Below are 12990 nucleotides of genomic sequence, written 5' to 3'. Positions count from 1 at the left end.
TCGGCCCCTGCCCCCGGCCCCGGCGGGGCCGGAGGCTGGTGGTGCAGGAGCACGGCACCACCCCGACGACGAAACCCGACGACGAAAGGTGTGGACCGTCATGACCGTCACCGTGCCCCCGGCCGTGATCGACGAGGACGGGCTGGAGGTGCTCGTCGCGACCCTGGTGACCCAGGGCCGCACCGTCGTCGGACCGACCGTGCGCGACGGCGCGATCGTGCTCGCCGAACTCACCTCCGCGGCCGAACTCCCCTACGGCCAGGGCGTCGAACTCGACGCCGGCCGCTACCGCCTCGTGCCCCGCACCGACCGCGCCGCCTTCGCGCACAGCGCCGGACCCCAGTCCTGGAAGTCCTGGCTGCACCCGGCACGCGAACGCCTGTGGAGCGCCGACCGCACCCCCGAGGGCGACGTCGCCTTCACCCCCGCCGACCCCGAACCCCCCGCCTACGCGTTCCTCGGCGTACGCCCCTGCGACCTGCGGGCCATCGCCATCCAGGACCGGGTCCTGACCGGCGGCCGGTACCAGGACACCGGGTACGCCCGGCGCAGGCGGCGCGCCCTGCTCATCGCCGCCGAATGCACCGAACCCGGCGCGACCTGCTTCTGCGTCTCCACCGGCGGCGGCCCCGCGGCCGACCCCGGCTACGACCTGGCACTCACCGAGGTCGTGGACGACGACGGACACCGCTTCCTGGCCCGCGCCGGCAGCGAGGAGGGCGCCCGGCTGCTGGACGCCGTACCGCACCGGCGGGCCGATGCCGCCACCGAGAGCGCCGCCCGGGGCGCCGTGGACGCGGCCCGCGACCGGATGGGCCGCGCGCTGCCCCCGGTCGACGTACGCGCCCTGCTCGGCGGGAGCCCGGAGGCCGAGCGCTGGGACGACGTCGCCGAACGCTGCCTGACCTGCGGCAACTGCACCATGGTCTGCCCCACCTGCTTCTGCGTCACCACCGAGGAGGTCACCGACCTCACCGGCGACCACACCGAGCGCTGGCAGCGCTGGGACTCCTGCTTCGACCTGGACTTCTCCCACCTGCACGACGGGCCGGTCCGCGCCTCGGGCCGCTCCCGCTACCGGCAGTGGCTCACCCACAAACTCTCCACCTGGCACGACCAGTTCGACAGCTCCGGCTGCGTCGGCTGCGGCCGGTGCATCGCCTGGTGCCCGGTCGGCATCGACCTCACCGAAGAGGTCGCCGCCCTGGACGCCGAACGCGGGACGGAGACTCCCCGATGACCGTCGCGAGCAGACTGCGCATGACGAGGGCGCTGGGCAACGAGCACCGCGAGCGGCTCCTGCGGACCGCCGGCGCGGCCGACCTGCGCCCCGGTACCAGGCTCTTCGACGAGGGCGAGTACGCGGACCGCTTCTGGGTCCTGCGCGAAGGCACCGTCGCCCTGGACGTGCACATCCCCGGCCGCCGTGCCGCCGTCGTCGAGACCCTCGGCGCCGGGGACCTGGTCGGCTGCTCCTGGCTCTTCGAGCCGTACGTCTGGCAGCTCGGCGCCACCGCCACCGCCCCGGTGCGCGCGTACGCCTTCGACGCCGTCGCCGTGCGCCGGATGTGCGACCAGGACGCCGACTTCGGGCGGGCGGTCGGCCAGTGGGTCGGCCAGGTGCTGTCCGGGCGCCTCGCAGCCGCCCGCACCCGCCTCGTCGACCTGTACGGCACCACCGGAACGGGAGGCGCTCCGTGAGCGGACTGCCCGTACCGCACGTGGTGACCGACCGGCGCGTCGAGACCGCGGACACGGTCACCCTGCGCATCGAACCAGTCGGCGAGGCGCTCGCCGCGTTCACGCCCGGCCAGTTCGCGATGGTGCACTGCTTCGGCCGCGGCGAGATCCCCCTGTCGGTCAGCTCCGTCCAGTCCACCGGCGGCCTCGCGCACACCGTGCGCGCCGTCGGCGCGGTCTCCACCGGGCTGTGCGAGGCCCGCGTCGGGGACGTCCTCGGCGCGCACGGCCCCTACGGCACCGGCTGGGAGCCGGAGCGGGCGCGCGGCCGGGACGTCCTCGTCGTGGCCGGCGGCATCGGCCTGGCCCCGCTGCGCCCCCTGGTCCTCGAAGCGCTCGCCGAACCCGGCCGCTACGGCCGGATCAGCGTCCTCGCCGGAGCCCGCACCCCCGCCGACCTGATCGCCCGCGACGACCTGGAGAAGTGGCGCACCGCGTACACCGGGGTGACCGTCGACCGGCCCGGCCCGCACTGGGAAGGGGACGTCGGAGTGGTGACCCGCCTCCTGGACCGGGCCCCCTTCGACCCCGCCCGCACCTGGGCGTTCGTCTGCGGACCCGAGCCGATGATCCGCGCCACCGCCCGCGACCTCGTCCACCTCGGCGTGCCCCCGCAGCGCGTCCGCGTCTCCCTGGAACGCAACATGCGCTGTGCGACCGGCCACTGCGGCCACTGCCAGCTCGGCCCCCTCCTGGTGTGCCGGGACGGCCCGGTCGTCGGCTGGGACCGGGCCGAACCCCTGCTGTCGGTAAGGGAACTGTGAGATGAGCCCACGCGACACCCCCACGCTCGCCGTCTTCAAACTGGCCTCCTGCGACGGCTGCCAGCTCACCCTGCTGGACTGCGAGGACGAACTCCTGGGCCTCGCCGGCGAGGTACGCATCGCCCACTTCCTGGAGGCGACCAGCGCGGTCGAGCCGGGCCCCTACGACCTGACGCTCGTCGAGGGCTCCGTCACCACCCCCGAGGACGCCGAACGCGTCCGCGCCATCCGCGCCGCGTCCCGCCGCCTCGTCACGATCGGGGCGTGCGCGACCGCCGGGGGCATCCAGGCCCTCAGGAACTTCGCCGACGTCGACGCCTACCGGCGCGTGGTCTACGCCCACCCCGAGTACATCTCCACCCTGGCCACCTCCACCCCGGTCTCGGCCCACGTGGACGTCGACTTCGAACTGCGCGGCTGCCCCGTCGACCGGCGCCAGCTCCTCGAAGTGATCACCGCCTACCTCGCCGGCCGCACACCCGACATCCCCGGGCACAGCGTGTGCTTCGAGTGCAAGCGGCGCGGCACGGTCTGCGTCACCGTCGCCGACGGCACCCCCTGCCTCGGCCCCGTCACCCAGGCCGGCTGCGGCGCCCTGTGCCCCGCCTACCGGCGCGGCTGCTTCGGCTGCTTCGGGCCGTCCGGGTCGGTGAACCTGCCCGCCCTGATCCCGCTGCTGCGCCGCGACGGCCTCGACGAGGACGCCGTCTCACGCTTCCTGCACACCTTCAACGCCGCCGCCTTCGCCGCTCTCGACAAGGAGTCGAACCCGTGACACACCAAGGTTCCCGCGTCCTGCACGTCGGCGCCCTCTCCCGGGTCGAGGGCGAGGGCGCGCTGAGCCTGCGCGTCCACGACGGCGCGGTCACCGAGGCGCGCCTGGAGATCTACGAACCGCCCCGCTACTTCGAGGCGTTCCTGCGCGGCCGCTCCTACACCGAGCCGCCCGACATCACCGCCCGGGTCTGCGGGATCTGCCCGGTGGCCTATCAGATGAGCGCCTGCGCGGCGATCGAGGACGCCTGCGGGGTGCGCGTCGACCCGGCGATCCGCGCCCTGCGCAGACTCCTGTACTGCGGCGAGTGGATCGAGAGCCAGACCCTGCACATCTACCTGCTGCACGCCCCCGACTTCCTCGGCCGCAGCGGCGCGATCGAACTGGCCCGCACCCACCGCGCCGACGTGGAGCGCGGCCTCAGACTGAAGAAGGCCGGGAACTCCCTGCTGGAACTCCTCGGCGGACGCGCGATCCACCCGGTGAACGTCCGCCTCGGCGGATTCCACCGGACCCCCTCGCGCGGAGAACTGCGCGCCCTGGAACCGGAGCTGAGGCGCGCCCTCGACGACGCCTGGGAGACCGTGCGCTGGACGGCCGGATTCGACTTCCCCGACGCCCGCACCGACGCCGACCTCCTCGCCCTGGCCGCCCCGGACACCTACGCGATCGAGGGCGGCACCCCGACCGTCCTGCGCGCCGACGGCACCACCGGCTCCTTCCCGCTGCGGGACTTCACCCAGCGCGTCCGCGAGACGCACGTGGCGCACTCCACCGCCCTGCACTCCCGGCTCGACGGCCGCACCCACCTCACCGGCTCCCTCGCCCGGTTCGCGGTGGGGGGCCGCCGCCTGTCCCCGCTGGCCCGGCAGGCCGCCGTCGAGGCCGGACTCGGGGACCCCCACGAGGGCGCCGTGTGCCGCAACCCGTACCGCTCGATCCTGGTGCGGGCCGTGGAGGTCGTGTACGCGCTGGAGGAAGCCCTCAGGATCATCACCGCGTACGAGCCCCCCGCCCGCCCGTACACCGAGGTCCCGCCCGTCGCCGGCGTCGGACACGGCGCCACCGAGGCCCCGCGCGGCCTCCTCTACCACCGCTACGCACTCGACGCCCGCGGCATCGTCACCGACGCCGTCATGGTCCCGCCGACCGCGCAGAACCAGGGCGCCATCGAGGCCGACCTGCGCCGCCTCGCCCAGCGGGCCGTGAGCGAACAGAACCTCGGCGACGAGGAGCTGACGGACCTGTGCGAGCGGGCGATCCGCAACCACGACCCGTGCATCTCCTGCTCCACCCACTTCCTCGACCTGAGGATCGTGCACACCACGGGGGACCGGTGAAATACCTCGACGAGTACCGCGACCCCGTCCTCGCCCGCCGCCTGCTGGACGCGCTGCGGGCCACTGCCACCCGCCCCTGGCGGATCATGGAGGTGTGCGGCGGCCAGACCCACACCCTGGTCCGCCAGGGCATCGACGAACTCCTGCCCGCCGGCATGCGGATGATCCACGGCCCCGGCTGCCCGGTCTGCGTCACCCCGCTGGAGACCCTCGACCGGGCCATGGCGATCGCCGCCCGCCCCGGCGTCACCTTCACCAGCTTCGGCGACATGCTGCGCGTCCCCGGCACCACCACCGACCTGCTGTCCCTGCGCGCCCGCGGCGCCGACGTCCGCGTCGTGTACGCCCCCATGGACGCCGTCCGCCTCGCCGCCCGCCACCCCGACCGGCAGGTGGTGTTCCTCGCCGTCGGCTTCGAGACGACGGCACCCGCCGCCGCCACGGCCGTCCTGCACGCGGCGCGCCTGGGCCTCACCAACTTCTCGATGCTGGTCAGCCACGTGCTGGTGCCCCCGGCGATGACCACACTGCTCGACGACCCCGACTGCGAGGTCCAGGCGTTCCTCGCCGCCGGACATGTGTGCGCGGTGACCGGCTGGCGCGCCTACGAACCCATCGCCGCCCGCTACCGGGTGCCCATCGTCGTCACCGGCTTCGAACCGCTCGACCTCCTGGAGGGGGTCCTGATGGCCGTGGAACAGCTGGAGACCGGCCGGCACGAGGTGACCAACCAGTACGCGCGCGCCGTGCGCCGTACCGGCAACACCGCCGCCCAGGACGCCGTCCGCACCGTCTTCCAGGTCACCGACCGAGCCTGGCGGGGGCTGGGCGCGCTGCCCGACAGCGGACTCGGACTCGCCGCCCCGTACGCCCGGTTCGACGCGGTGATCCGCTTCGACGTGGGCGACCTGCACCCCGTCGAGGACCCGGCCTGCATCGCGGGCGCCATCCTCACCGGCGCCCGCGTCCCCACGGACTGCCCCGCCTACGGCACCCGCTGCACGCCCCGCCACCCCCTCGGCGCCCCCATGGTGTCGTCCGAGGGCACCTGCGCCGCCTACCACGCGGCCGGACGCGCAAGGAGCGCCCCATGACCATCGAGTGCCCGGCACCCCTGCGCGAGAACGAGGTCGTGCTCCTCGGCCACGGCGCCGGGGGACGCCTCACCGCCGAACTCCTCGACGAGGTGATCCTCCCCGCGACCGGCGGCGGGATCGGCCCCCTGGAGGACGCCGCCCTGCTGCCCGGCCACCGCGACCTGGTGATCAGCACGGACGGCTTCGTCGTCAGCCCGCTGTTCTTCCCCGGCGGGGACATCGGCTCCCTCGCCGTCCACGGCACCGTCAACGACCTCGCCATGCGCGGCGCGCGGCCCCTCGCGCTGGCGGTCTCCCTCATCGTCGAGGAAGGGCTGCCGCTGGCCGACCTGCGGGCCGTCATGCGGTCGCTGGGCAAGGCGGCCCGCGAGGCCGGTGTCCCCGTCGTCACCGGGGACACCAAGGTCGTCGGCCGGGGCGCCGCCGACAAGCTGTTCGTCACCACCACCGGCGTCGGACAGCGCATCCGCGCACTGGACCCCTCCGCCGCCCTGGCCCGCCCCGGTGACGCGGTCCTGCTCTCCGGGCCGATCGGGCTGCACGGCACGACCGTCCTCAGCACCCGCGAAGGGCTCGGCTTCGAGAGCGACATCGCCTCCGACACCCGGCCCCTGCACCGGCTGGTCGCCGCCCTGGCCCCGCTGGGCCCCGCGGTCCACACCCTGCGCGACCCCACCCGGGGCGGGCTCGCCGCCGCCCTCAACGAGATCGCCCGCGACTCCTCGATCGCCGTCGAGATCGACGAACACACCGTCCCCGTCCCCGAGCCGGTCGCCTCCGCCTGCGACCTCCTCGGCCTCGATCCCCTCGTCGTCGCCAACGAGGGCTGCCTGGTCGCCTTCGTCGCCCCCGACGCGGCCGAGCCGGCGCTGACCGCCCTGCGCTCCCTGCCGGAGGGCGCGGGCGCCGCCCGCATCGGCGAGGTCCTGCCGACCGGCCCCGCAGGCCGGGTCACCCTGCGGACCCTGGTCGGCGCCCGCCGCATCGTCGAGATGCCGCTCGGGGAACAACTGCCGCGGATCTGCTGACGCGGGTCTGCCGGCGGGGGCTCCGGCGCAGCCACGCCTGGAGCGCGCCGACCGCACCAGCGCCTGAGCCGGACGACTCGGCCGGTCCCCGTCGGAGGGACCCGGCGGATCAGCGAGCGGGGCGGATGCTTTGAGCGCCCCCGGCCCGGCCTCGACAGACCGAGGCGATGCGCCTCCTCGGTCCTCGGGGCGCGCTCCACCTCGTAGCCGCCGCACACCCGGCGGCCCGCGGTTTCAGGGCGTGAGGTCGGCCAGCAGGACGTCCAGGACGGTCTCCTCGTCGATGCGCAGGCCGAGTTCGGTGAGGGCCGGGGCCAAGGCGGGGTCCCAGGGGGCGGTGGTGGGGGTGCCGGTCAGGGGCGGGGCCAGGGTGTCGGCGGCGGTGGCGAGGACGGCCGGGTTCTCGCAGACGTGGACGATTGCGGGCGCTGTCCTCGGCGGGGTGCGGGTGAGCTGGCGCAGGGTCAGGACGGCTGGTTCGCCCGTGTCGGTCAGCCAGTCGAGGGCGGGTGTGCCGCGCAGGCCCACGGTCAGGACCGTTGAGGAGAGGGCGTCGCGCAGCAGGCCGGCCGATGCCCACGCCTCACGGCGCCACTCGGCTCCGGTGCCGTCCGGGAAGCCGGTCAGGGCGCGGACGCCGGACAGGACGAGTGTGGCGAGCGGGGTCCCGTCGTCGAGGGCGTGGGCGTCACCGAGTGTGCCGGCGGCGAAGGCGGCCAGGGACACGGCGGGGTCGGCGGGCAGTGCCCGCAGGGCTGCCGCGGCGCCGGTGAGGAGGGTCTTCGCGGTGGACGGGGTGCGGGCCAGGCGGCGTACGAGGCCGTCACCGCGCAACCGATCGGCCCAGCTGGCGAGACGCGGGACGAGGCCGGTGAGCGCGGACAGGGCCAGGTGCGCCTCGGCCGGGTTCGGTTCACCGGTGAGTACCAGCAGGGCCCTGAGCCGCGTGACGATGTCGTGCAGGGCCACCGCCTGGAGTGCGCCGCGCCGCCCCAGCGCCTCGTCGTACACGGACAACGCCTGCTCGGTGGCCTCGCCGGCCCGGGTGGGCTGGTAGATGAAGCGCTTGCGGCAGAAGTCGCCGACCGCCGTCGCCCGGGACGTGTCCTGGTCGGCGGGACGGTGTTCCGGCTCCAGCGCCGCGTGCACGTCCTCGGGCCGCAGGTGCACCGCGAAGCGCTTCTTGGCCGCGTGGAACACGCGCATCACCCGGCGGTGGAGGGCTGCGTCGGGGGCGGTGAGATGGGCGAGGCCAGTGCCTCGCTCAAGGTGGCATCCGTTCGTTCGGTCATCGCGCGACACGGCCGTCGGCCCCCGGTCGCCCCAGGGCCGAACGGCCCCTCTACGAGCCCTGTCCGGCACTCCCCCCGGTGATCGCGAACGGCGAGCATCGAGATACAGGAGACGAGACACGAGGAGAGGAACGGCGATGACCGTGACCACGGCGGCAGCGGACCGGACGGCATGGCGGGACTTCGCGGGGAGCGGCTGGCGCGAACGCATCGACGTCCGTGACTTCATCCAGGCCAACTACACCCCCTACGAGGGCGACGCGTCCTTCCTGGCCGGCCCCACCGACCGCACCCGGACCGTGTGGGACAAGGTCAGCGCCCTGTTCCCGGAGGAGCGTGCCCGCGGCGTCCTCGACGTCGACACCGCCACCCCCTCGACGATCACCTCCCACGCCCCCGGCTGGATCGACCGCGACCGCGAGCTGATCGTGGGCCTCCAGACGGACGCCCCCCTCAAGCGGGCGATCATGCCCAACGGCGGCCTGCGCATGGTCGAGAACGGCCTGCGCGCGTACGGCTACGAGCCCGACCCGTTCGTCACGAAGGTCTTCGGGACGTACCGCAAGACCCACAACGACGGCGTGTTCGACGCGTACACCCCCGAGATGCGCGCCGCCCGCCGGGCCGGTGTCATCACCGGCCTGCCCGACGCCTACGGACGCGGGCGGATCATCGGCGACTACCGGCGCGTCGCCCTGTACGGCACGGACCGGCTGACCGAGGCGAAGAAGGCGGAGCGGGCCCTGCTGGACGCCCGCCCCTCCAGCCCCGACGTCATCCGCGACCGCGAGGAACTCGCCGAGCAGATCAGGGCACTGGGCGAACTCACCACGATGGCCGCCTCCTACGGCTGCGACGTCTCCCGCCCCGCCGCCACCGCGCACGAGGCCGTCCAGTGGCTCTACCTCGGCTACCTCGCGGCGGTGAAGGAACAGAACGGCGCCGCGATGTCGCTGGGCCGCACCTCCACCTTCCTCGACGTCTACCTCCAGCGCGACCTCGCGGACGGCGTCCTCGACGAGACCCGCGCCCAGGAACTCATCGACGACTTCGTCATCAAACTCCGCATCGTCCGCTTCCTGCGCACCCCCGAGTACGACGCCCTCTTCTCCGGCGACCCGACCTGGGTGACGGAGTCGATCGGCGGCATGGGCGCCGACGGCCGCACGCTGGTCACCCGTACCTCCTTCCGCTTCCTCCAGACCCTGTACAACCTCGGCCCCGCCCCGGAACCCAACCTCACCGTGCTCTGGTCGCCCCGACTGCCCGCAGGGTTCAAGGAGTTCAGCGCGCGGGTCTCCATCGACACCAGCGCCGTCCAGTACGAGTCCGACGACCTGACCCGCCCGCACACCGGCGACGACACCGCGATCGCCTGCTGCGTCTCCGCGATGGCGGTCGGCCGCCAGATGCAGTTCTTCGGCGCCCGCGTCAACCTCGCCAAGGCCCTCCTGTACGCCGTCAACGGCGGCCGGGACGAGATGACCGGCGACCAGATCGCACCCCCAACACCCGCGCTGACGGGGGAGTACCTGGAGTACGGGGAACTGTCGGCGGCGTACGACAAGGTCCTCGACTGGCTGGCGCAGACCTACGTCAACACCCTGAACGTCATCCACTACATGCACGACAAGTACGCCTACGAACGCCTGGAGATGGCCCTGCACAACCACCCCGTGCACCGCTTCATGGCGTGCGGCATCGCCGGCCTGTCGGTCGCCGCGGACAGCCTCTCGGCCGTCAAGTACGCCCGGGTGAAGGTGTTCCGGGACGCCACCGGCCTCGCCGTCGACTTCCGCACCGAGGGCGACTTCCCCGCGTACGGCAACAACGACGACCGCGCCGACCGGATCGCCGTCGGCCTCGTCGAGTCGTTCATGGCGAAGGTGCGCCGCCACCCCACGTACCGGAACGCCGAGCACACCCAGTCCGTCCTGACGATCACCTCCAACGTCGTCTACGGCAAGCACACCGGCAACACCCCCGACGGCCGCCGCGCCGGACAGCCCTTCGCGCCCGGCGCCAACCCGATGAACGGCCGCGACCGGCACGGGGTGGCCGCCTCCGCCCTGTCGGTGGCGAAACTGCCGTACGAACAGGCCCGCGACGGCATCTCCCTCACCACGACCGTCACCCCCGAGGGACTGGGCCACAATCCGGCCGAACGCGCCGGGCACCTCGTCGGCATCCTCGACGCCTACACCGCGACCGGTGGCTTCCACATGAACGTCAACGTCCTCGACCGCGCCACCCTCCAGGACGCCATGGACCACCCGGAGAAGTACCCGGACCTGACCATCCGCGTCTCCGGATACGCCGTCAACTTCGTCCGCCTGACCCGCGAGCAGCAGCTCGACGTGATCAGCCGCACCTTCCACGGATCGCTGTGACCGCCACGACCGGCCGGATCCACTCCTGGGACCTGTCCACCGGCGTGGACGGTCCCGGGACCCGGTTCGTGCTGTTCGTCTCCGGCTGCCCGCTGCGCTGCCTGTACTGCGCCAACCCCGACACCTGGCACCTGCGCGACGGCCGGGAGACGACCGTCGACGAGGTGATGGCCAGGATCGAACAGCACCGTCCCTTCCTCACCGCCTCGGGCGGCGGCGTCACCCTCACCGGCGGTGAACCGCTCCTCCAGTCCGCCTTCACCGGCGAGATCCTGCGCCGCTGCAAGGCGCTCGGCCTGCACACCGCCCTCGACACGTCCGGCTTCCTCGGCGCCCGCGCCGACGACACCCTCCTGGCCCGCACCGACCTCGTCCTGCTGGACATCAAGTCCTTCGACATCACCGCCTACCGTCGCCTGACCGGCGCACCCCTCGCCCCCACCCTCACCTTCGCGACCCGCCTCGACCGCCTCGGCGTCCCGATGTGGATCAGATACGTCCTGGTCCCCGGCTGGACCGACGACCCCGACGCCGTCGACGGCCTGGCCCGCTTCGTCGCCGGCCTGAGCGCCGTGGACCGCGTCGACGTCCTGCCCTTCCACAAGCTCGGCGCCCACAAGTACGACACCCTCGGCATCCCCTTCCCGCTGCGCGACACCCCGGTCCCCGCCCCGGATCTCACCGAGAGCGTCCGCGCCCGCTTCCGCGAGCACGGGGTCCCCGCCTACTGACGCGCCTCCCAGGCCCGGTACGCGGCCACCGCCGTCGGCAGCGTCGGGAAGATCCGCTCCTCGCCGACCGACTCCACCAGCCCGTACGCCCGCAGGTCGGCCAGCAGATCCTGCTTGACCCGCGCCAGCGCGAACACCACGCCCCGGCGGCCGAGTTCACGGCGCAGCCCGTCGACGGCGTCCAGCGCGGTGATGTCGACCTCGACGTTGGCCTCCGTGTTGAGGACGAACCAGCGGACGGGCGTGGTCTGTTCGTCGACGGCGGCCAGCGCCCGGTGCCGGAAGTCCTCCGCGTTCGCGAAGAACAAGGGCGAGTCGTAGCGGTACACCAGCAGCCCGGGAACCGTGCGCGCCTGCGGATAGTCGTCGACGTCGTGCATGCCGGCCACCCCCGGCACCAGCCCCTCCACCGCGTCGTGCGGACGCGCCACCCGGCTCAGCAGCTCCGCCACCGACAGCCCGACGGCCACGATCACCCCGTACAGGATGTCCAGCGCCAGCACCCCGGCCAGACAGCCCAGCGCCAGGAGCAGTTCGCGGCGGCGGAAGGACGCCAGGCGCCGGAAACCCGCCAGGTCGATCATCCGGGTCGCCGCGTACACGACGAGCGCACCCAGGACCGCCGACGGCATCCGGGTCAGCAGCGGACTCAGGAACAGCAGCACGGCCAGCACCACCGCGCCCGCGACCAGCGCGTACGCCTGGCTGCGGGCGCGCGCCGAGGCCGCCAGCGCGGTACGGCTCGCACTGCTCGACACCGGGAAGCCGTGCAGGACGCCCGCACCGAGGTTGGCCGCGCCCAGCGCGAGGAACTCCTGATCGGCGTCGATCCCGGGACCGTCGCTGAACGCCCGCGCGGTCAGCACGACGTCCGTGTAGGCGACCAGCAGCACGCCCAGCGCGGGCAGGACCAGGTGCGGCAGCCCGCCCAGGCCGGGCAGGGCCACGCTCGGCAGGCCGGACGGGACCTCGCCGATCACCTTCAGGCCGTACCGCTCGTCCAGGCCGAACACCGCGACCGCCGCCGTGGACAGGACGACCGCGAGCAGCGGGCCGGGGACGGGGCGCGGGGAGCGGGCCGCCAGGAAGAGGAGCGCCAGGGCGACGGCGGACAGGATCGCCGTCGCCGGGTGGACGTCCGGGACGTGGCGGACGAAGGACCACACCTGGGGGAGGAACTCCTCGCCCGACGTGCGGACGCCGGTCAGCTTCGGCAGCTGGTCCACCATCATGATCAGGGCCACGCCGGTCAGATAGCCGACGAGGACCGGGCGCGACAGCAGGTCCGCGAGGAAGCCCAGCCGCACCGCGCGGGCCGCCAGGCACAGCAGGCCGACCGTCACCGCGAGGGCCGCCGCGAGCGACGCGTACCTGCCGGGATCACCGGCCGCGAGCGGCGCGACCACGGTGGCCGTCATCAGCGCGGTCGTCGACTCCGGGCCCACCGACAGCAGCCGCGAGGAACCGAACACCGGGTACAGCGCGAGCGCCGGCAGGATCGCCCACAGCCCGGCGACCGGAGGCAGCCCCGCCACCCCCGCGTACGCCATCACCTGCGGCACCAGATACGCGGCCACCGTCACCCCGGCGAGCAGGTCGCCGGTCAGCCACGTACGCCGGTAGCCCCGCAGCGTGACGAGACCGGGCGCCAGCCGGTGCCATCGGGGTGCGCGTGTGTCCTTCGGCATCTGCTGCCTTCCGCCGGGATTCCTCATGATCCACCTCGGTGGGGCCGGAGGCGAGCATCGCGCCGAACGGTCCCGCAGGACAGGGCCGGTCGGCCCTCGGAGGCGGACTTTCGGCATCCGGCGGTGGTGACGCCGGGAGAGAAGG

At 73.7% G+C, this 12990-nt stretch carries 11 protein-coding genes; 9 read left to right on the top strand and 2 right to left on the bottom strand.

The window, feature by feature from the left end; translation table 11 throughout:
* The first annotated feature begins 100 nt into the window (after positions 1 to 100).
* The 7 genes from PV682_RS38085 to hypE are packed head-to-tail and all read left to right on the top strand — an operon-like array spanning position 101 to position 6744.
* Entirely contained in the window at positions 101 to 1240 is a 1140-nt protein-coding gene (locus PV682_RS38085; protein WP_319736654.1) for a 4Fe-4S dicluster domain-containing protein, read from the top strand.
* The gene (locus PV682_RS38080; protein ID WP_319736651.1) at positions 1237 to 1701 is read left to right on the top strand and encodes a Crp/Fnr family transcriptional regulator; all 465 of its coding nucleotides are present in this window, start codon (positions 1237 to 1239) and stop codon (positions 1699 to 1701) included. Before PV682_RS38085 ends, PV682_RS38080 begins: the two co-directional genes overlap by 4 nt.
* A complete protein-coding gene (locus tag PV682_RS38075) occupies positions 1698 to 2504 on the top strand; it encodes an FAD/NAD(P)-binding protein (protein WP_319736649.1) in 807 nt (268 codons plus the stop codon). Before PV682_RS38080 ends, PV682_RS38075 begins: the two co-directional genes overlap by 4 nt.
* Before the next feature lies 1 nt (position 2505).
* A complete protein-coding gene (locus tag PV682_RS38070) occupies positions 2506 to 3279 on the top strand; it encodes an NADH-quinone oxidoreductase subunit B family protein (RefSeq protein ID WP_319736648.1) in 774 nt (257 codons plus the stop codon).
* The gene (locus tag PV682_RS38065) at positions 3276 to 4619 is read left to right on the top strand and encodes a Ni/Fe hydrogenase subunit alpha (protein ID WP_319736646.1); all 1344 of its coding nucleotides are present in this window, start codon (positions 3276 to 3278) and stop codon (positions 4617 to 4619) included. The genes PV682_RS38070 and PV682_RS38065 overlap by 4 nt, the downstream gene beginning before the upstream one ends.
* Entirely contained in the window at positions 4616 to 5713 is a 1098-nt protein-coding gene (gene hypD, locus PV682_RS38060) for a hydrogenase formation protein HypD (protein WP_319736645.1), read from the top strand. Before PV682_RS38065 ends, hypD begins: the two co-directional genes overlap by 4 nt.
* A complete protein-coding gene (hypE, locus tag PV682_RS38055) occupies positions 5710 to 6744 on the top strand; it encodes a hydrogenase expression/formation protein HypE (RefSeq protein WP_319736642.1) in 1035 nt (344 codons plus the stop codon). Before hypD ends, hypE begins: the two co-directional genes overlap by 4 nt.
* A gap of 234 nt (positions 6745 to 6978) precedes the next feature.
* On the opposite strand, the gene PV682_RS38050 is transcribed toward hypE, so the two are convergent.
* Positions 6979 to 8247 (bottom strand): DUF2397 family protein, encoded by a 1269-nt coding sequence (locus PV682_RS38050; protein WP_319736641.1) that lies wholly within the window; start codon positions 8245 to 8247, stop codon positions 6979 to 6981.
* Between PV682_RS38050 and pflB the strand changes: the two genes are divergently transcribed.
* Both pflB and pflA read left to right on the top strand, forming a co-directional pair.
* Positions 8174 to 10426: a formate C-acetyltransferase gene (gene pflB, locus PV682_RS38045; RefSeq protein ID WP_319736639.1), complete on the top strand. Its 2253-nt coding sequence runs from the start codon at positions 8174 to 8176 to the stop codon at positions 10424 to 10426. The genes PV682_RS38050 and pflB overlap by 74 nt on opposite strands.
* A complete protein-coding gene (pflA, locus tag PV682_RS38040) occupies positions 10423 to 11157 on the top strand; it encodes a pyruvate formate-lyase-activating protein (protein ID WP_319736637.1) in 735 nt (244 codons plus the stop codon). The genes pflB and pflA overlap by 4 nt, the downstream gene beginning before the upstream one ends.
* Here pflA and PV682_RS38035 read toward each other — a convergent pair.
* Positions 11151 to 12845, bottom strand: coding sequence for a SulP family inorganic anion transporter (locus tag PV682_RS38035; protein ID WP_319736632.1), 1695 nt, complete (start codon positions 12843 to 12845; stop codon positions 11151 to 11153). The two genes, pflA and PV682_RS38035, sit on opposite strands and share 7 nt — an antisense overlap.
* Positions 12846 to 12990: the final 145 nt, after the last annotated feature.

This window comes from Streptomyces niveiscabiei (genome assembly GCF_033794345.1).
GTDB lineage: Bacteria > Actinomycetota > Actinomycetes > Streptomycetales > Streptomycetaceae > Streptomyces > Streptomyces niveiscabiei.
Note: the sequence above shows the minus strand (reverse complement) of the source record. Positions and strands in the feature narration are given on the sequence as shown.

What these genes read in the sequence shown, in the direction of transcription:
- PV682_RS38085 (WP_319736654.1), top strand. Translation starts at nt 101, where the DNA reads ATGACCGTCACCGTGCCCCCGGCCGTGATCGACGAGGACGGGCTGGAG.
- PV682_RS38080 (WP_319736651.1), top strand. Translation starts at nt 1,237, where the DNA reads ATGACCGTCGCGAGCAGACTGCGCATGACGAGGGCGCTGGGCAACGAG.
- PV682_RS38070 (WP_319736648.1), top strand. Translation starts at nt 2,506, where the DNA reads ATGAGCCCACGCGACACCCCCACGCTCGCCGTCTTCAAACTGGCCTCC.
- hypE (WP_319736642.1), top strand. Translation starts at nt 5,710, where the DNA reads ATGACCATCGAGTGCCCGGCACCCCTGCGCGAGAACGAGGTCGTGCTC.
- pflB (WP_319736639.1), top strand. Translation starts at nt 8,174, where the DNA reads ATGACCGTGACCACGGCGGCAGCGGACCGGACGGCATGGCGGGACTTC.
- PV682_RS38050 (WP_319736641.1), bottom strand. Translation starts at nt 8,247, where the DNA reads ATGCGTTCGCGCCAGCCGCTCCCCGCGAAGTCCCGCCATGCCGTCCGG.
- PV682_RS38035 (WP_319736632.1), bottom strand. Translation starts at nt 12,845, where the DNA reads ATGCCGAAGGACACACGCGCACCCCGATGGCACCGGCTGGCGCCCGGT.